This window comes from Cohnella thailandensis, assembly GCF_014212135.1.
Classification (GTDB): Bacteria; Bacillota; Bacilli; order Paenibacillales; family Paenibacillaceae; genus Cohnella; species Cohnella thailandensis.
Genome location: NZ_JACJVQ010000004.1, coordinates 26,385 through 44,278, shown reverse-complemented (window position 1 = coordinate 44,278; position 17,894 = coordinate 26,385). Strand labels below are relative to the sequence as shown.

General features: G+C 54.6%; 18 protein-coding genes. 1 reads left to right on the top strand and 17 read right to left on the bottom strand.

Going from position 1 to position 17,894, the window contains the following annotated elements:
- Positions 1-77: 77 nt before the first annotated feature.
- From H7B67_RS04290 to H7B67_RS04245, 10 genes are all read right to left on the bottom strand, one after another.
- Positions 78-923 carry an ABC transporter permease gene (locus H7B67_RS04290; protein ID WP_185118566.1) on the bottom strand — a complete coding sequence of 282 codons (846 nt, stop codon included), beginning with the start codon at positions 921-923 and terminating at the stop codon, positions 78-80.
- Positions 920-2,113, bottom strand: a complete 1,194-nt coding sequence (locus H7B67_RS04285; RefSeq protein WP_185118565.1) for an extracellular solute-binding protein — start codon at positions 2,111-2,113, stop codon at positions 920-922. Before H7B67_RS04285 ends, H7B67_RS04290 begins: the two co-directional genes overlap by 4 nt.
- A gap of 15 nt (positions 2,114-2,128) precedes the next feature.
- Positions 2,129-3,172, bottom strand: coding sequence for an ABC transporter ATP-binding protein (locus H7B67_RS04280; RefSeq protein ID WP_185118564.1), 1,044 nt, complete (start codon positions 3,170-3,172; stop codon positions 2,129-2,131).
- Between the two features lie 12 nt (positions 3,173-3,184).
- Positions 3,185-4,009 (bottom strand): ABC transporter permease, encoded by an 825-nt coding sequence (locus tag H7B67_RS04275; protein ID WP_185118563.1) that lies wholly within the window; start codon positions 4,007-4,009, stop codon positions 3,185-3,187.
- Between the two features lie 21 nt (positions 4,010-4,030).
- Positions 4,031-5,032: a LacI family DNA-binding transcriptional regulator gene (locus H7B67_RS04270; RefSeq protein ID WP_185118562.1), complete on the bottom strand. Its 1,002-nt coding sequence runs from the start codon at positions 5,030-5,032 to the stop codon at positions 4,031-4,033.
- A 5-nt stretch (positions 5,033-5,037) separates the two neighbouring features.
- Positions 5,038-5,751: a glycerophosphodiester phosphodiesterase gene (locus H7B67_RS04265; protein ID WP_185118561.1), complete on the bottom strand. Its 714-nt coding sequence runs from the start codon at positions 5,749-5,751 to the stop codon at positions 5,038-5,040.
- Positions 5,748-6,776, bottom strand: a complete 1,029-nt coding sequence (locus H7B67_RS04260; protein WP_185118560.1) for a CehA/McbA family metallohydrolase — start codon at positions 6,774-6,776, stop codon at positions 5,748-5,750. Before H7B67_RS04260 ends, H7B67_RS04265 begins: the two co-directional genes overlap by 4 nt.
- On the bottom strand, positions 6,773-7,249 hold the full coding sequence (locus H7B67_RS04255) for a hypothetical protein (protein WP_342592633.1): 477 nt from the start codon (positions 7,247-7,249) through the stop codon (positions 6,773-6,775). Before H7B67_RS04255 ends, H7B67_RS04260 begins: the two co-directional genes overlap by 4 nt.
- A 407-nt stretch (positions 7,250-7,656) precedes the next feature.
- Entirely contained in the window at positions 7,657-9,603 is a 1,947-nt protein-coding gene (locus H7B67_RS04250) for a multicopper oxidase family protein (protein WP_245364091.1), read from the bottom strand.
- Between the two features lie 166 nt (positions 9,604-9,769).
- Positions 9,770-10,213, bottom strand: coding sequence for an SgcJ/EcaC family oxidoreductase (locus tag H7B67_RS04245; protein ID WP_185118557.1), 444 nt, complete (start codon positions 10,211-10,213; stop codon positions 9,770-9,772).
- Positions 10,214-10,485: 272 nt separating this feature from the next.
- Here H7B67_RS04245 and H7B67_RS04240 point away from each other — a divergent pair, with 272 nt between their 5' ends.
- Positions 10,486-10,986, top strand: coding sequence for a MarR family transcriptional regulator (locus H7B67_RS04240; protein ID WP_185118556.1), 501 nt, complete (start codon positions 10,486-10,488; stop codon positions 10,984-10,986).
- Positions 10,987-11,168: 182 nt separating this feature from the next.
- On the opposite strand, the gene H7B67_RS04235 is transcribed toward H7B67_RS04240, so the two are convergent.
- From H7B67_RS04235 to H7B67_RS04205, 7 genes are all read right to left on the bottom strand, one after another.
- Complete coding sequence (locus H7B67_RS04235; RefSeq protein ID WP_245364092.1) at positions 11,169-13,061, bottom strand: transglycosylase domain-containing protein; 1,893 nt, start codon at positions 13,059-13,061, stop codon at positions 11,169-11,171.
- A gap of 239 nt (positions 13,062-13,300) precedes the next feature.
- Positions 13,301-14,059 (bottom strand): formylglycine-generating enzyme family protein, encoded by a 759-nt coding sequence (locus H7B67_RS04230; protein WP_245364093.1) that lies wholly within the window; start codon positions 14,057-14,059, stop codon positions 13,301-13,303.
- A 268-nt stretch (positions 14,060-14,327) separates the two neighbouring features.
- The gene (locus H7B67_RS04225) at positions 14,328-14,732 is read right to left on the bottom strand and encodes a VOC family protein (protein ID WP_185118554.1); all 405 of its coding nucleotides are present in this window, start codon (positions 14,730-14,732) and stop codon (positions 14,328-14,330) included.
- A gap of 193 nt (positions 14,733-14,925) precedes the next feature.
- On the bottom strand, positions 14,926-15,648 hold the full coding sequence (locus tag H7B67_RS04220; RefSeq protein WP_185118553.1) for an NAD(P)-dependent oxidoreductase: 723 nt from the start codon (positions 15,646-15,648) through the stop codon (positions 14,926-14,928).
- A gap of 187 nt (positions 15,649-15,835) precedes the next feature.
- Complete coding sequence (locus H7B67_RS04215; RefSeq protein ID WP_185118552.1) at positions 15,836-16,168, bottom strand: winged helix-turn-helix transcriptional regulator; 333 nt, start codon at positions 16,166-16,168, stop codon at positions 15,836-15,838.
- Between the two features lie 27 nt (positions 16,169-16,195).
- On the bottom strand, positions 16,196-16,819 hold the full coding sequence (locus H7B67_RS04210; protein ID WP_185118551.1) for a GyrI-like domain-containing protein: 624 nt from the start codon (positions 16,817-16,819) through the stop codon (positions 16,196-16,198).
- Positions 16,820-16,905: 86 nt separating this feature from the next.
- A complete protein-coding gene (locus H7B67_RS04205; protein WP_185118550.1) occupies positions 16,906-17,886 on the bottom strand; it encodes an arsenic resistance protein in 981 nt (326 codons plus the stop codon).
- Between the last annotated feature and the right edge of the window lie 8 nt (positions 17,887-17,894).

Here is a 17,894-nt window from a genome sequence, read left to right as displayed (position 1 = left end):
TTCGATGCTCCGTTAGTCGATTTTTTCGACTATCTAAAAGACGCGCCGTCAGGCGCGTCTTTCTTTGCTCGCGAGCGTCAGGACCGGGAGGCCTCCTCCTGCGCCATCGAGCGGATATAGAAGTAACCGAGCGCCGAGCACAGCAGAAACGTGAAGAACGCCAGTGCCGCCGCTTGCTCGCGCTCCCGGAACACGCCGAAGATTTGTTCCATCGACACCCCGAGCATCTGCGGGGCGTTCGGTCCGAGCAGGAACGGCGCCGTGAACGACCCGATCACACCCATGAAGACGAACGTCAGCGCCACGAGGAAGGTCTTGAACGACAGCGGGAAGATGACCCGGAAGAAGATGGCGAGCTTGCCCGCTCCCACGTCCCTCGCGCTCTCGATGACAGACGCCGGAATGCCCGCCATGGCGGAGCTGAGCAGCATCGTGGCGAACGGGATGTTGAACCATAAATTCGCGATGATAATGCCCTTCTGGTCGAAAATGATGCGAGGCAGCTCGATCCCGAAAACCAGCAGAAACCGGGATAGCCAGCCGTGATTGCCGAGCAGGTTCATCAGACCGTAGGTGGCGATCACGCCGGGGATGAACAACGGAATCATGTACGTTCGGCGGATCCAATCGACCAGCCGCCCGTCGCTGAAGCGCATGTACAGCGCCATCGCGTAGCTGACGGCAAGCACGAGCGCGCACGAGACGAGGGTGATTCGCAGCGTGAAGATCAGGTTGTCGCGCATCCCCTTGTCCTCGAACAGGTAGGCGTACCGGCCCAGCCCGATCCCCCCGGACTCCTCGCGGAGGCTGACGACGAACGACTGCGCGATCGGCAGAACGACGACGATCAGCAGAAGAAGGAACGAGGGGCTGACCATAATCAGCCCCAGAATCGCTTGCTTGCGCCCCTGTCCCTTGCTCATTGCGCCGCGACGTCGCTTTGCCAGCGCTTGTTGATCTCGGTGCCCAGGTCGCCCAGGTTGAACGTGCGGAAGCCTTCGGACACGCCCTTGAACTTATCCTGCATCTCCTGGGACATGCGCGACAGCTCGATGCCCGGGAACCCGTTCATCTTGTCGACGATGACGGCCTGCGCTTCCGGCGACAGGACGAAGTTCAGGAACTGATAGACGGCGTCCTTCTTGTCGGACAGCTTGTTCACCATGAGGTACGTCGGGCCGCCGTTGAAGCCGGGAGTGATCTGCTGCATCTTGATGCTCTTGGACAGCAGGCCTTCGTTCTGCTGCTGCAGCACCATATCGGACCACGCCGTGATCATGTCCACTTCGCCGTTCTGAAGAAGATCGAGCGTGCCTTGGTTTTTCTTCGGGTAGATGCCCTTGCCGTAGACGTACTTGCCCAGGTCCTTCAGCGTATTGAAGCCCGAGTCCCATTGCTGCATGATGGCCGGATCGGAGTCGTGGATCGCGTCCTCCGGCAAGTCCTTGTAGAGCACCGTCGAGACGAACGAGCTGCCCGCGCCGCCGGTGGACGGGTCGTTGTACGCGAACTTCTCCGGATTCGCCTTGATCCAGTCGAGCAGCCCGTCGAGCGTCGTCGGCGGGTTCGTCACCTTCTCGCTGTTGTACGCGAGAACGACGGCGGAGGATCGGTACGGAACGGCGAGATTGGTCACGTCCTGCATCGTCTTCGGGTCGATGTTGGACAAGTTCGGGATGGCCGAAGCGTCAAGCGTCTGCCAGACGTCGTCCTTGCCGCCCAGGGTGACGTAGTTGACGCCGTCCTCGTACAGGTCGATGTCTCCGGAGCCCTTGCCCGCCTGCTTGGCGGCCAGAATCCGGTCGTACGTCGGTTGGGCGCCCGTGCCGGAAGGAATGTAGACCGGCTTCACCTTGACGTTCGAATTCTCCTTCTCGAACATCGGGATAAGCGTATCCCATAGATCCTTAACGTTCTGAGACCCGGTAAAATAAAACTGGAATTCGACGGGCTCGCCGGAAGCCGGCGCGGAGGCGCTTTGCGAGGCGGATGGGGATGCGGACGGAGACGAGGCGTCGTTCGTGTTGTCGTTATTGGCGCCGCAGCCGGCCAGAACGGCCAGAGACAGAGTCATTGCGGATACAGCGGTCAACCCTTTTTTCACTCGGATCATGAATGGTTCATCCTCCTAATTGTCGCCTATCTTCGGATAGGCAATCGATTTGGTAAATGCGACAGCCACTTGTTGTCCCGCTGTCAGTTCCCGGACGGCGTCCTTCGGCTGGAACGAGCGGACGGTGCCGCCGCCTTCCAGCTCAACCGATATCTCTGCATAATGACCCAGCACCATGATCTGCTTGATAAGGCCCTTCATGCCTTCTCCCGCTTCCGCCGCTTTGAGGATAACGTCCTCCGGTCTTACGCCGACGAGCGTCTCGCCCTCGATTCGATCTTCGTTAGGCAAGACGAACGGGCCGACCCGGATTCCGCTCCCCTCCACCACCCCCTCCAAAAAGTTCATTTTCCCGATAAAGCGCGCGACGAACAACGTGGACGGACGGTCGTAAATGTGCCGCGGAGCGGCCGCCTGCTCGATGTGCCCATGGTTCATGACGACGATCCGGTCGGACAAGGCCAGCGCCTCCTCCTGGTCGTGCGTGACGAAGACCATCGTAAGGCCGGTCTGCGTCTGAATCTCCCGCAGTTCCTCCCGCATCTCCTGCCGAAGCTTCGCGTCCAGCGCGGAGAACGGCTCGTCCAGCAGCAGCACCGCCGGCTTCAGCAGCAAGGAGCGGGCCAAGGCGACGCGCTGCTGCTGGCCGCCCGACAGTTGGCCGGGCAGCTTCTTCTCCGAGTTCGGCAGCTGCACGAGCCGAAGCGCGTCCGCGACCGCCTCACGGATCTGCGCTTTGGGGAGTTTGCGTATTTTAAGGCCGAAGGCCAGATTTTCATAAACGGTCATATGCGGCCATAAATTGTAGCTCTGGAACACCATCGAGGTCGGACGCTTCTCCGGCGGGAGCGCAACGACGCTTCGGCCTTCGATCAGGATGTCGCCCGAATCCGGCTTCAGGAAGCCTCCGATGCTTCTCAGCACGGTCGTCTTGCCGCAGCCGGACGGACCGAGCAGGGTCACGAGCTCCCCCTTCGTCACATCGAGGCTGATGCCGGTCACGCCCTCGCCCGTCTTGAACCGCTTCGTCACATCTCGAACGGATAATTGAAGACTCATGATTCCTCCTGCTTATTTGACTTGGAAGCCGCTGGCCATGACATCCGCGCTCACGAGGCGCTGCGCCGCCAGCAGCAACAGGATCGTCGGCGCCGTCAGAATGATGGAGAACACGGCGCCCGCGCTGCTCGGGAAGTCCGAGATGATCGAATACATGACGATCGGCATCGTCTTGTAATCCGGAATGCCGACCAGGAACGTCCCCTGCGCCTCGTCAAGCGAATTCAGGAACGTGAAGACCGAAGCGACGAGTATGCCCGGCATCGCCATCGGCAGCGTAATGCTGCGGAAGACGCGGAACGGGGTAGCTCCGACATCCCTCGCGGACTCCTCCTGCGCGGCATGAACGTTGCGGAACGCCGCCGTCGGAATCCACGTCATGAACATGAGCACGTTGATCATATGGATGAGGACGACGCCGAGCAGCGTGTTCATCAGGCCAAGCCGGTAGAATAGAACCGCGATCGAGACGTACAGGCCCATCTTCGGAAAAGCGTGCGTCAGCAGGAACGAGAACAGAAAGAAGCGTTTGAGAGGGAACCGGATTCGCGCGAACGCATAGGCGGCCGGGATGCAAATCACGATGGACAGCGCGGTGACGATAGCGGCGATCAGAAACGACAAGCCGATGGACTTCGCGATGTCGTCCTTGCTCAGGACGAAGCTCCACCACTTGAGCGACCATTGATGGGGCAGCAGGTCCGGATAGCTCCATTGCCCGCTGAAGGCGAGCACGGCCAAATTCAGAAGCGGTCCGGCGAAAAACGCGACGAACGCGGTCAGCAGCAGAAATTCGACGATTCTTCTCGTCCCGACCGCGCGAAAATACCAACCCATAGCGGTGATCCCCCCGATTCGTCAAGTCGATTGGCGAACGATCAGCTCGCTCGCGTATACATTAAGCTTGGGCAAATCCTTCTCCCCGCGGATGATCCGGTCGAGCATCGCCACCGCGTCCTTCCCGATCCGATCGGTATCCACGCGAACCGTCGACAGCGCCGGGGTGTACATCGCCGCCGGGCCGATGTCGTCGAAGCCCATGACGGCGACTTGTTCGGGCACCCGGACGGAGAGTCCGAGAAGCGTCCTCATCGCGCCCAGGGCCAGCATGTCGTTGGTGGCGAACAGGGCGGTTCGGCCGGCCCGCAAGAACTCTTCCGCGTGCCGGCTCATCAGCCGGCGGCCTTGGTCGAAGGTCGAGTCGGAGGACAGCACGACCTCGCAATCGACGCTCGGACCGAAGCCTCCGAGGCCGCGCAGGAATCCTTCCAGCCGCAGGTTGTGGCTGCGGTGCTCCTGGGGTCCCGCGATGACGAGGAATCTGCGATGGCCGAGCCGATGAAGATGGGCGGCCGCGCTGGCCCCGCCTTCCTCGTCGTCGCTGACGAGCTGGATGACGTCCGGATCGTCGGTCGTTCCGTTCACCATGAGATACGGAACGCCGAACTTCTTGACGTGATCGATGACGTTCTTGCGGAACCGGCTGATCAGAATAAGTCCGTCCACCCGCTGCTCCAGCAAATAGTCGGTCGAGCGAAGCGACATCTCCTGATCCGTCTTCAAGAAGACCGAGTAGCCGCAGGCCTCGCTCGCCGCCAGGATGGAATCGATAAGCTTGCCGTACAGCGGGTGGGAGACGATCGGCTGCTGCTCCCGGAAGACGATCACTCCGATGTTGTGGGTCCGTTGGTTGACCATGGCCCGCGCAACGGCGCTGGGCTTGTATTGCAGCTTCTCCACGACCGCCATGACGCGCTCGCGCACCTCCGGGCTGGCATAGCCCTTCCCGGAGATGACCCGCGACGCGGTCGAGCGGGATACGCCCGCCAGCGTCGCAATCTCTTTGATGTTGGAACCCATCCGTCTCAGCGCTCCCGACTTCGATTTCGTTTGATATCCGCAAGCATGGCCACATCCCTCGTCGTAATGGAGCGCACTTCCAGGTCCGCGAAACGCTCCAGTTGCTGCCGGTCGTCGATCGTCCACACGTAGACCGGCAAGCCCCGATCGGCCGCGTATTCGAGCAACGAAGGCATAGCCAGCGGGTAAGGCACGTTCAGCCCGTAGCAGCCTGTGTTAAGTGCGGCCGCGCAAGCCTCGCGGGTCGCTTCCGCGAATGGCAGCCGCGAGAACGAATCGGCGTCGACGTTAAGAAGCTTGCGGAGACGCGGATCGATCCGGTTGGCGAGGGCGGCTCTCGCGTAGCCGCAACCGGTCAGGAACACCCGGTCGTACAGCCCCAGCTTCGACGCCCATTCCGCGATCGGCTCCAGGCAGGCGTCCGTCTTCACGTCTAAATTCATCGTTTTGCCGGCTTCCAGCACCGGCCCGATCGCCTCGTTCAACAGGGTCGGTCGCTCCGCCAGCTCTTCCAGGGTCAGATCGGCCAACCGGCCGATTCGTCCCCCGGGCAGCCGAACCTCTTCATCGTGGGCCAATACGAGCGTTCCGTCGCGGTCGGTTCGAATGTCGTCTTCTACGATGTCGGCTCCGTGCGCCAACCCGGCGAGGACGGACGCCAGCGTGTTGTCCTCCGTGCCCATGTTGCCCGTATGGGCGGTAATAAGCGGAAAGGTCATCGTCCGTCCCCCCGTTCGAAATAAATGGCGTTCGTAAAGGCGATTCGCGCATGGACGCCGCGGACGACGCCCCACAGCTCCGCGCGGATCCAGAGCAGGCCTTCCCGATCGAACGGGAACGAATGTCGCGAGTCCCCTTCCGCGAGATGGACGGAGAGCTCCAGCAGGTCGCCCTTGTTGCTCGTCAGCACAAGCCGGCCGGATTGCGGATGCAGCTCCCATAGCCCTTCGCGGACGGAGGCTCGCAAGTCGGCGCAGGCCTTGAGGGGCTGCCGCGCGCCCGCGCCGCTTGCAAGCGGAACTTCGGAGCCGAGCGCGTAGACCGCGCCGTTGTCGCCCTCTTCGACGACCGTCAGCGTCAGCAACGGCCCGATCGTCACGGCGACTCGGCCTTCCCGCAGCGCCCGCAGCGCTTCTTCTTGTAAGGGCGCCGATTCGTCGGCGAGACCGAGATACGTGACCGACAGCGGATCGTCGGTCTCCTTCTGCTCATGCCAGTCCCGGCCCGACGTGGCGGCGATCCGGTCTCCCGCGTTCAAGCGGCTCGTCCAAAGCTCGAACGCCCGGCGGTTGTCTTCCTTGATCGCAGCGAACGTCGTGGACCAGACCTCGATATAGTCCAAGTCGGACCAGTCCCGGATCTCGAACTCCCAGAAGCAGCCGGTGCAAGCCGGGCTGCCGATGCGGAACGGGTGGGCTAGACCGGCGAGGCCTCCCCGCCGGCGAACCGCGGCCGTTCCTTCCCGCAGATTGCCGGGCTCGGCCAGCCGCCAATCCGCGAACTCGCTCGCCCCTATCGTGACCATGTGGCCGTGGAACGTCGTCCACTCCATGCCGGGAAGGATGACGAGCCCCGTCTCCCGTTCGACGGCATCCTTGTCCGCGAGACCCGACATGGTGTTGTGGTCGGTAAGGGCGATGCATTCGAAGCCTAGCTTCGCGGCGCCGTCCGCCAATTCTCGCAGCGTCTGCTTGCCGTCGCTATGAAGCGTATGAGTATGAAGTTCGCAAGCGAGCCATCTCATTCGTTGTCCTCCCCGGTCGCCCACGCCTTGAGCCGGTATGAGCACGACTCCGTGACGATGGCGTGAACGCTAAGCGTCAAGGTCCATTCTCCCTCTTCGATCCTGCCGGGCAGAAGACCGGGCGAGGCTTCGACTGCGGACAAATGGAGGCGTTGCATAGGATCTTGGCGATGGCAGGCTCCACGGTACCTATTCGGATCGTCTACCGATACGGTTACTAGATTGGCTAGCGGCAGATAACGCTCCGCGTTCGCTCTTGCCGCGGCTCTGCGTGCCGGCTCGACATAAAGCTCGAAGGCGGCGTCCAGCAGCTCCCTTGCCCGCTCCTCGTCTTCCAGCAGCTTCGGCGAGTAGTCGAACTCGATATGAAGATTCGCGCATTCCCTGTCCAAGCGAAACGGGAAACGCAGATGCGTCTTGGAATCGTCCGGCGATAAGGAACCGGTTCGGTCGATAAGCAGATCGATGGACACTCTCGACATAACCTCCCGATGGCCTGGTCTATGGGATCGATCTCACATGGGAACGATCTCACATCTATCACTTTAAAGCCCGAGTGTTCGTGCAGTGTGTCCGAAGTAATAACTTTGTGTAAATCATGGCGCTCCCCTTCACATACCTAAGAAACGGCAGCCGACTCATTGGTCGGCTGCCGTTAAGAGAATCTATTTTCCCCCTCACCTATCTTGGTTCCTGGGAGGAATACCCAATGTTCGACCTGGTTAAATTACTTCTTCCGGATTTAGGGTTCCTGGGGTTTCTGAATGTGCGGATTGGCCGATGTATATCTAGCCGCATCCATTCCATCCATTATATTCAATTTGGATTACGTCCAGTTCATAAATCGCCCGCGGAGCCGCCGGACATAGAGTGCGCCGCGCTACTCCGGCAAATTTCCCGATCGCATGCCCGCTTCATAGGAAGGCATGACATTGTCATACATGAGATGTAGGACCATTCCCACTGCCGCATGTTCCAGGATATGACAGTGATCCATCCACATGCCCGGATTGTCGGCAAGGAACGCCACCTCGTACGATTCGTCCGGCTCGACATTTAAGGTATCGGTCACCCATGGCGTCTTGACGCGTTTGCCGTTTTTCTTAAGCACCGTCATATGATGTCCGTGAAGGTGCATCGGATGCTCCGATAAACTTTTATTGATAAAGGTCGTTTTAATGGTCTCGCCTTCTTTGACGACAAAGGTCGGCGTATGCGGATAAACTTCCCCGTTAACGGTCCATAGGAAATGGAATTCCCCGTTGTAGAATCCCATTCGGTTGCCCAATATCATCCTAAACTCCTTGTCAAACTCGGTTGCGGCGGTCACTTCGTTTACGGCCGGCTCTCCGTATTCGGACGGATCAAACAGGCCGGTTGCCGCTTGAAAGCTCGGCCGGTTCGGCAGCGAATTCGTGTAAAAAAGGATGCCCGGCCCCTCAAGATCGATTGTTTCTCCCAGTTTGAACTGGACGGGATGATCCGGCATCGTAAACGATACGTCGTACCTTCCGCCGGCCGCGAGCCGGAATGCGGTTTGACCCGACAACGAATCAGGCTGCCGAACGGGAGTGCCGTCAATGCTCGTGATGCTGTAGTCGCTTCCCAGCAGCATATATTTTTGGGATTGATTATTGGCATTGATGAGTCTTAGCTTTACGGTTTTCCCGGGCATTATCTGCTTCCGCTGCATAAGATCCTGGTCTCCGAATGCGGTCTTCTCCCCTCGATCGGTTGTCCAGTTATGATTGATGAGGATGACTTCTTCGTCGCTGTTCGCCGTCTCCTCTTGCGGTTCGACGATAAAGGATCCGAACAAGCCGTTGCGTACTTGCTCTGCCGCCTGCTGGTGAGAGTGGAACCAGTACGTCCCCTCTTGTTCGGCGCGGAATCGATACGTGAAGGACTCCCCGGGACGGACGACATTCTGGGTCATGCCGGGCACGCCGTCCATCGCATTAGGCACGTTGTATCCATGCCAGTGGATCGTTACGCCTTTGTCGATATCCCGGTTGATCAGCTTCACTTCCACATTCTCTCCTTGCCGCGCGCGAAGCTGGGGAGCAACTTCGCCGTTGTACGTCCAAGCTTCGACTTTGGCGCCAGAAGCAAGCGTGATTTGGCGTTTCTGCGCGACGAGCTCGTATTGGATATCTACAGGCGCAGACAAATCTCCCGTCAACGCAGCCACTGCAACCATACCGGTATGGTTATGCCGGGCCTGATGACCGAGCATCATCGCCGGCGCCCCGCCTCCCGTGTCTATCCGCTCGTGATTCATCATGCCCGAAGCTTCCGGCAGGATGGATGTACGGTAGTCTGTCCATGCCTGAACAGCCAGGATCGCGATCGCCACAACCGCCGTCGTCGCTCCTGCGAGGGCGAATTTCAACAGCCTTTTCCATGCAGGAGACGCCGTGAACGTTCCTTCCCGGATCGCCTGGTATCTTCTAAAAACGAATAGAGACGGGACAACTAGCACAAGCAGAAAAAGAAGAAGTATGCCCAGCGTTTCCAACAGACTCGGAAGAGTCGGTTGCGAGAAGACCGTATGGTATGCGGCAATTCCGGATGCAAGCGCTGCTGCGTAATTCGGGATGATCAGCATCGGATGGGCTGTTCGGATCAGCGTCTCTTGGTCGGGAACGGATCTGCGCAAGCCTCTTAACCGAGGCAGTGCATACAAGAACACGGGAGCATAGCCGACCAGCACGACGGGCAGAATCGTCTTCACGATGCCTTCAACGGACCACCAGCCGCTCCTAACGTACAGAATGATGATCAGAGCGAGCCATATCGAGGCCAACAAAGCCCCTGCGTAACTCATCCAAAGCAACAGCATTCTCGAGGTTTTCAGTCGAGTATGGCTTTTAACATAAGGAAGTCCCGTGACTCCCATACCTGCGATAGACCATAGTACCGTCATCGCATAGGTTACCATCATACTCGCAACGGTTACGAACAATGCGTTTCTTCCTCTCTACGGGCAGAGTTTATTTGCTGAGCTTAGTAAATATTTTTTGCATAAGGCCCGGACCCGAGATTCGACTATTCTGGAAAGCGGCTATTTTCCACTCGCCGTTTTGGTTTACGGCGACATTCGTGTTAATGGAGTCTCTTTTCTTCGGCGCCGTCTTTTGCCATCTCAGTTTGACCGCGCCCAATCCATGAAAAATGGCGAACTCCGGCGTAATGAAGTGAATCTTCTTAATCTCGCCTTCCAAAGTCGATCCTCTCAGCACGCTGTTCCAGAGCTGCCGATGCGTATCGGCAATCGCTTTTCTTCCTTGCAGATGCTCCCCCTGAAACGTGACATAGTCGGCATCTTCCGTGAAACAAGCCCCATAGGCCTCTCCATCCCCTCTGTCCCAGGCCAGCTTTAGCTTCTCAAACAAATATTCGATCTCGCTTACGCCCTGTACTTTGCGATTTTCCATGATTATGCACGCTCCTCATTGTTATTTTCCGGCGGTGACGCGGATTTCTTCACCATTTAGAAAGCTGTTCGCCGCCGATCCCAGAGAAAGGATCAGATTCGCGACGTTATCCGGGCTGGTCCCAATCCCTCCGTTCTTCATCAAAAATATTTTGCGGACATTTGACATTGTGATATACTGACTTCATAACAATTCTTAATTAACTGATTTTCTTAATCAATTATATATCTTAATTCATTAAGATAAGTTAATCTTACCTTGGGGGTTTCGCTATGTCAAGAGGCAGTTCCCTTGAATTTCATGACCTATCTCCATCGCAACAGGCTTTGCTTAACGAATTGCGCCAAAACAGCGCGCGAGCCGTTATGCTTCACCAACTCATTTCGGAAAAATTGGGGTTGAATGCGACCGATCACAAGTGTCTGGACTTTTTAAACCGTACCGGAGCCGTAACCGCCGGACAATTGGCCCAATTAACCGGTTTGACGACAGGCGCCGTAACCAATGTTATCGATCGGTTAGAGCAGGCCGGCTATGTCACCAGGGATAAGGATCCGAACGATCGGAGACGAGTGGTTGTCAAGCCTGCGGAAGGGCGTTCGGCCCAAATCTCCCCTCTGTTCCAATCGGTTATGCAGTCCACGCTTCAGATCCTGTCCCGGTATGATGAGCAGCAAACGTCTCTGATCCTTGAATTCATCCGCCTGTGCAACGAAATGACGCTTGCTGAAATGGATAAATTGAAGAATCAGGCAGATTCCAACAGCGATTAGCCCCAAAAAAGGGCTAGTGCTGCGGACGTACCAGCCAGAAAAGAAAAATCCCGAAAACAAAGCGGGTGTCGTTAGTCGGTGGTCAATTAGTTGGAGATTTTAACGCAAATAAGCTCCGAATCGACTTGAATGGAAATTCCATTTGCCGATTGGGAGCTTGCTTATTGAACTCTTCGTTTTATTTAGTCGTCCTTATCCTTATCCTTTTCCTTATCCTTCCCTTTTCCCTTCCCCGGTCCATCTCCGTGTTTTTTATCATCGCTCTTGCTTTCTTTGTCCTTCTTATCTTTTTTATCGGGTTTAGGTTTCTCTTGCTTCTTCGGATTATCGTTTTTCTTCGCCGTCCCCGGCACTTTAGGAAAATTCATAACCGGTTCATCCTTAAGCGCTTCGCTCATCAGCGTTCGGAATACGGCGGCTGCAGCCTTGGAGGTTGTCGTCAAGTAATGGCTTGCGTCCGTGCGGTCATAACCGAGCCATACCGCGCCGACGAGCTGGGGCGTGTATCCGACGAACCAGTTGTCCTTCATTCCTTGTCCGCCCGTTCCGGGCATTTCGGTCGTCCCCGTCTTGCCGGCTACCTGTCGGCCTTCCAGCGCCGCCGCGACTCCGGTTCCTTCGGTCACGACGCCTTCCAACAGGGAGGTCATCGTTCTGGCTACCGCGGGATCGGTTACGCTTATCCCGTCATCCGGATCGTGCTCCGCCACAATCTCTCCATCGGCTGTTTCGATACGGGTAATGGCGTGGGCTGGAATTCGCGTCCCGTCATTCGCGAATACGCTGAAGGCTTCGGCCATTTCAAGCGGAGATACCCCCTCCTGGAGACCGCCAAGAGCAAGCCCCAGGTTCCGGTCTGCCTCCGTGAGCTCTAATCCGAATCGGTTAGCCGATTCCATCCCTGCGTCAATTCCCAACTCATTCAGCAGCTTGACTGCCGGTACGTTATAGGAATGAATAACCGATTCATAGATCGAGACCTCGCCATGGTAGCTACCGCCCGCGTTTCGCGGCTGGTAGCCATTAAAGTTAACCGGTTCGTCGATCAGAGTATCATCCGGAGAGTAACCGTGCTCTAGAGCCGGCGTGTACACCGATATGGGCTTCATTGTCGAGCCAGGTTGACGTTTTAATTGAACGGCGCGGTTAAACGAACGGAAAGGCTGCTCGCCGCGGCCGCCGACAAGCGCTCTAATTCCTCCGTCCCGAGGGTCTACCAATACGGCGCCGCTTTGAATGAGCTGGTCGGAACCGCTTGCCGGGAAATTACTATCCTGCGCATAAACGCGCTCGGCGGCTTCTTGCATTTGGCTATTTAGAGTCGTATAGAAGCGAAGTCCCCCGTGAAGAACTTCATTCTGCGTGAGTCCGTATTTATCGCCGGCTTCGCGAATCATCTGATCGATGTAATAGGGATACTTCATCCCATTGCCGCTGTCCGGCTTAGAAGCGAGAATAGAAAGCGGCTCGTTTATGGCAGCGGAATAAGCGGCTTGATCGATTTTCCCTTGATTCTTCATGAGCTGCAGGACAACGTTCCTGCGGGCTTTGGCTTCATCCGGATGTCGGTATGGGGACAGAGCTGACGGCGCTTTAATGATTCCCGCAAGCAACGCGGATTCCGACAGCGTCAACTTATGAACCGGCCTGCCATAATAAACTTCGGCCGCTTTCTTGATCCCCCAAGCTCCTTCGCCAAAATAGATTTGATTCAGATAGAAGGTTATAATTTGCTGCTTGTCGTAATTCCTTTCTATTTTCTCGGCAAGCAGAAGCTCCTTCCATTTTCTCGTCCAGGTTCGTTCTTGCGATAGAAAAACGTTCTTGGCCAGCTGCTGCGTTATCGTACTCGCCCCTTGTACCGTTCTGCCGCTCGACATATTGGCGATCAGAGCTCGGGCGATGCCTTGGAGGTCCGTACCGCTATGTTCGAAGAATCGCTTATCCTCAACGGCTACGACCGCTTCGATCAACGAATCGGGCAAGCTATCGTAGCTGACGGCTTCGGCCTTGCTCGGCGAGAGACGGAGCACTTCTACCTTGTTCTGATCATAGACGATGGTTGACGCGGGCAATGGCTCCTCCAGTAGGGACACATCCTGACGGGCAACCAGTATGTTAAAGATGACGATGCACGCAAGGGCCAGCGCAACTGCACCCAGCAGGAGGGCAACTAAGGTCTTTTTCCACTTCCATACTGTCTTTGGTTTTCTGCTTTTTTGATTAAGGATTGATCTCATGAGGATAGTATTTCGGATGCGAGATCGTTTTTCTGTACGTATAGCTGGGTTGTTCGACTATCGTTCGTCGTTATTCAAGGATTTGTAAGTGCTATTCTAAAGCCGAGATCATCTATTTTGAAATCGGGCATGCTTTTCCTTCTACTCGTAGAACCACAATTGTTCTCCACTTCGGCCCAACTGCCTCCCCGGAAAACTCTGTAGTTCCCATATCGCTCAGTATCATATAGATCCCAGCACCATTCCCATACGTTCCCAATCATATCATAAAGTCCCCATGGATTAGGAAGCAGTTGTCCTACCCGATGAACAGTTCCATTGGAGTTTTCTTGATACCATGCAATTTGATCGATTCTTGCATACCGATATCCCGCGGTTCCAGCTTTGCACGCATATTGCCATTCAGCGTCTGATAATAATCGAAATCCATTCGCTGTTTTGTTATATATTGTGTTCTCGCTTTCATTTGTGATTGTGTAGCATTCCGTCCTGTCAAGCTTTCTAGATAATTCATTACAAAAGGCAATAGCGTCCATCCACGAAACTTCCGTAATGGGCAACTTGCTCACGCTCGGCTCTATTTCTTCTTCATGCATGACAAAATGATACAACTGCCGGGTTACCGGATACTTCATTACATGGAAAGGCTCGATCGTTTCCGTCCATGTTATAGCCTCTTTATTACTTCCTGGGTTCGATAAAGTGTAATCAGTACTAAGCCACTTATCCGTATTATGAAAATCGCGTAGTTCAATTGTTCCGCCTTTTATTGATACCATTAAATCCATTATTTCTTTTAGAAAACGGGATTTGTCACTTCCGTACTTTTCCATGATCTTATTGACCCCCACTCTAACTTGTCGCCAACAAATTCCACCCGGAAATGATATTTTCCTGCTTACTTCTCCGCTACGGTACACCTATCTAGATCATTCTATCGAAAATAACAATAAGACCATCCTCGATTCGGGTGGTCTTATTGCTATTTTACGCCTGTTTTTTCAAGGAATCGATCGTTTCAACCGCCTAAATCGCGTCATTTATGAATCGGTTCCCCGCCCTGACTGTAACGGCAAGTTTAATGGCCATCTTTACTGCCCGTCAATGTCTGCCTCTAAACCGTTTAATCGCATCCTCGGTCACCGGCTCGAAGAGGTTAAGAAGGTTGCCGTCGGGATCGCGGAACAGCATTGAACGGTTCCCCCACGGCATCGTGGTCGGTTCCTGTACCCAATTATCGACAATCGGCTTCAAGCGCACGTATTCGGCCTCGACATCGTCGACGCGGAACTCGATGATGACCGTGCGGTTGTTAGCCCCCGCTACGGAGCCGGCGCCGAATAGCTGCGCCGTCTGGGAGTGGCCGATGGCAAGGGTGCAGGACGGCATAACGAGTTCGGCAAATACGGGCGCGGGCCGCTCCGCCGAAACCCCCATGACTTTCTCATAGAACTCGACGAGACGATCCACGTCGTCCGTAATGATGCGTACAGAAGCGAAATTCACAAAATATCATCCTTCCAAATCTTTAATTTATTCGTTTACGTTTACATGACCGATTATAAAAAAACGCTACTGACAACGTTATGTCAGTAGCGTTTGGCGAATGGGTTGAGGCTTCTTCAGAATGGCTTAAGGACCATTAGTACGGTTATGGATCCAACCAAACAAACTCACCATCTCCCTCGTGGCTCCGTAGTCACTGCGGAATCTCGCTTTGATAGGCGAGCCCGACCCTTTTCCTATGAAAAGGTCCTCCGAGCTCCATATGGTCCAGCATGCATTGCACGACATCCTCATAAGCAACATCCATCTCTTGAAGCCTGCTGAACAAGTAACCGGCTATATCGGCCTCGGATAATTCCTTGATCGTCTTCGGTACGGATAGGGGCAAGGTATCCGTTGTTACATGCAGATGAACCGACGCCGGAGATGCTATCGAATCAAGCATAGTTGCCGGACACATAATGGACCAATCAAGCTCGGACCGCAGCAGTCGTTCATAATTCCGGTTGTGATTTTGAAAAGCGGGCGGGAATCCGGGCAGGTTGTTGCCCATATGATCGGTATATGGAATATCCAGCAGGCCGGCGCCTCCCATTACCCATACCCTCCCGGCGAAACTAGGGTGGATCTCGCATTGGCTAATAATGTTATCCACGAGACGAACGAACTCCTCTCCCTGACCCGCATGGCCGGCAGCAATAATAGCGGCGTCTTGATGCGAGAGCGCCTCGGCGACGCTTACCGGGTTTAGGATATCGTCCGCGACCACCTTTACCTGTTCGGCTCGCTCTCCTTGTTGTTCATAAAACTTCTCGGAGTTTCGCACGAAGGCGGTCATTTCATGCCCCATTCTGCGCCCTTGCTCCACCGCTCTTCTCCCCGTATTTCCCGTTGCTCCGAAAACAATGATTTTCATCGTTTGTTCCTCCTTTTATCCTTGACTCCCGATATTTCATCTCTGGAATGACTCAAGCTTAGCATCGTTTAAATCTCTTTATAAGAACCCACTTTAAAGTAGGGTCCTTACTTAAAAGTAAGCATTGCGGTAAAAAGCAAAAAGCCGCCAGGAAAAATCCCTTGGCAGCTTTTGTATGGCACCCGCTTTAAGAAGCAGACTCCTCATTTTTCCGTTTATTATGGTTTTCTCCCCAAGTGCACATGACCTCCGCGACAGGAATCAATGTCTTGCCATATTCGCTAAGGGAATATTCTACCTTGGGAGGGACGGTGGGGTAGACCGTTCTATCGATTATGCCCTCTCGTTCCAAGTCCCGCAGATGCTGGGAAAGCATTTTTTGAGAAACATCCGGTATAAGCTTCTCCAGATCGTTGAATCGCTTATTGGATTGGATCAGGTTCCATAAAATCATCGGTTTCCATTTGCCGCCCAGAACATGAAGGATCGTCTCCACCGGACATTCGCGTTGATGAATCATAATCAATCATCCCCTTCCACTTCGATATCAGGTCTTTACGACAGGGAATCTTAACACCGTTCTCAACTTTGACGGTTCCGTCTTGCGAGGATCGGATAAATAAATTTCCCGATGTATTTTGCTTGCGCGGAGATAGCCATGTTCCGTACAATAGGCTTCCATTCGCGCGAAGCTTGCCGGTTCGTCTTCAAAACGGCCTAAATGCATCATTTGGCAATTCAGCCCATCTTCGACATATTCAAAGCGAACTCCGTCCAGGTACGGGTTTGACTTCCTCCGCTTCGTCCGTTCCAAGAACCGTTCGAACCCCTCTTCGGTCAGAAAGTCGGGTTGGCGTATCATGATAGTGTACTTAAAATTACTTTTGTCCGTTGAGGGCTTTGAGTAATCGATCAAGTCCCATACCCCCTCAAGAGGGAACACCGTATATTCATAATAACCTATGGGTACATCCTCGCTTTTGTAGGACATTTTCACGGCATAACTCATGCTGTACAAAGCTTCCGTTGCCTTGGCGAACTCCTCGCCGTTAGGATCTCCTGAACCGCTGACGGTAAAAAAGGGCATCCTCGGCACTTCCACCACCTCTGGATTCGTTTTCGCTATATAGAGGTGCTTAAAATCTCTTTTATACTCTACCTTTTTACCCAACGCCAACCTCTCCCTTTATCCGATTCCGGAATGGGTTAATGGAACCTTCGTTCTCAGAATACATGGCCGTTACTGACAACAGGTTGTCAGTTATCTTGAGCAATAGTTCCTCGAAGTAAAACGTTCGGAACCAGGCGTACGTACAGGAGTTCGCCAATTAACTCCACAAGGGTCTGCGTCACGATGACAGCAGGAACTAAGCTATTGAGCGGCTCGGGGAGAGCCAGTGCAAAGGGAAGAACGACCAGGGAATTACGCGTGCCTGAGCTGAATATGAGAGCGCGTCCTGCACCCGTATCCAATCTGAATAGTCGAGAGCAAATACGGGCAAGGATCGGCATGATAATCATAAAGGCAGCATAGATCGGAATGACCTTAACAATGACATCGAAAGAATCGTACAATCGGCTGATTTGCGAGGCGACAATAACAAATAGGGTTAACGCCATAAAAGGTACCGGAAGCCACGCAGCCGCGTTAAGGAACCGTTCGCCCGACTTATGTTTGCCTGCCCACAGTTGAGTGATAAGCGCCAATGCTAGAGGAAGACAAATAAGGCCGAGAAAGGCTTCGACAAAATGTTCGACATGAATGATTCTCATGGCCTCCTTGCCTAGGAAAAGCCATAAATAAACGGGCAACAAGATCATTTGCGATATAAAAAGGAGCGGCGTGGATACTAGGATGAGTTTTTCATTGCCGCGGCCCAGTTGGGTAAAGACAATGACATAGTCAATGCACGGTGTCAGCAATACTAAGAATACACCCAATAGTAAAGCGGAATCGTTCGGGAGGAATCGAGTCAGAGCCCATACCGCAATGGGAACGACGATGTAATTCATGGTGAGCAGGGCATACAGGAAACGGCGATTGGACAACGATTCCTTCAGCCTGAGAAATGGAATTTGCGTAAACATCCCATACATCAAAACAGCGAGCACGTAGGATATAAGCTTATCCAAGCTTGAGCCTAAATCAGAAAAGAGCAAACCAACGCCAGTTGCAATTACCAGCGTAATTGCATATAGCCAAACTTGATTCTCCTCTAACTTTTCCCTTGAATTCATCTTTTCCT

Excerpts from the sequence above, each read along its gene's own strand:
- H7B67_RS04290 (WP_185118566.1), bottom strand. The coding sequence starts at position 923 with ATGAGCAAGGGACAGGGGCGCAAGCAAGCGATTCTGGGGCTGATTATG.
- H7B67_RS04285 (WP_185118565.1), bottom strand. The coding sequence starts at position 2,113 with ATGATCCGAGTGAAAAAAGGGTTGACCGCTGTATCCGCAATGACTCTG.
- H7B67_RS04280 (WP_185118564.1), bottom strand. The coding sequence starts at position 3,172 with ATGAGTCTTCAATTATCCGTTCGAGATGTGACGAAGCGGTTCAAGACG.
- H7B67_RS04275 (WP_185118563.1), bottom strand. The coding sequence starts at position 4,009 with ATGGGTTGGTATTTTCGCGCGGTCGGGACGAGAAGAATCGTCGAATTT.
- H7B67_RS04270 (WP_185118562.1), bottom strand. The coding sequence starts at position 5,032 with ATGGGTTCCAACATCAAAGAGATTGCGACGCTGGCGGGCGTATCCCGC.
- H7B67_RS04265 (WP_185118561.1), bottom strand. The coding sequence starts at position 5,751 with ATGACCTTTCCGCTTATTACCGCCCATACGGGCAACATGGGCACGGAG.
- H7B67_RS04260 (WP_185118560.1), bottom strand. The coding sequence starts at position 6,776 with ATGAGATGGCTCGCTTGCGAACTTCATACTCATACGCTTCATAGCGAC.
- H7B67_RS04250 (WP_245364091.1), bottom strand. The coding sequence starts at position 9,603 with ATGAGTTACGCAGGGGCTTTGTTGGCCTCGATATGGCTCGCTCTGATC.
- H7B67_RS04245 (WP_185118557.1), bottom strand. The coding sequence starts at position 10,213 with ATGGAAAATCGCAAAGTACAGGGCGTAAGCGAGATCGAATATTTGTTT.
- H7B67_RS04240 (WP_185118556.1), top strand. The coding sequence starts at position 10,486 with ATGTCAAGAGGCAGTTCCCTTGAATTTCATGACCTATCTCCATCGCAA.
- H7B67_RS04230 (WP_245364093.1), bottom strand. The coding sequence starts at position 14,059 with ATGGAAAAGTACGGAAGTGACAAATCCCGTTTTCTAAAAGAAATAATG.
- H7B67_RS04220 (WP_185118553.1), bottom strand. The coding sequence starts at position 15,648 with ATGAAAATCATTGTTTTCGGAGCAACGGGAAATACGGGGAGAAGAGCG.
- H7B67_RS04215 (WP_185118552.1), bottom strand. The coding sequence starts at position 16,168 with ATGATTCATCAACGCGAATGTCCGGTGGAGACGATCCTTCATGTTCTG.
- H7B67_RS04205 (WP_185118550.1), bottom strand. The coding sequence starts at position 17,886 with ATGAATTCAAGGGAAAAGTTAGAGGAGAATCAAGTTTGGCTATATGCA.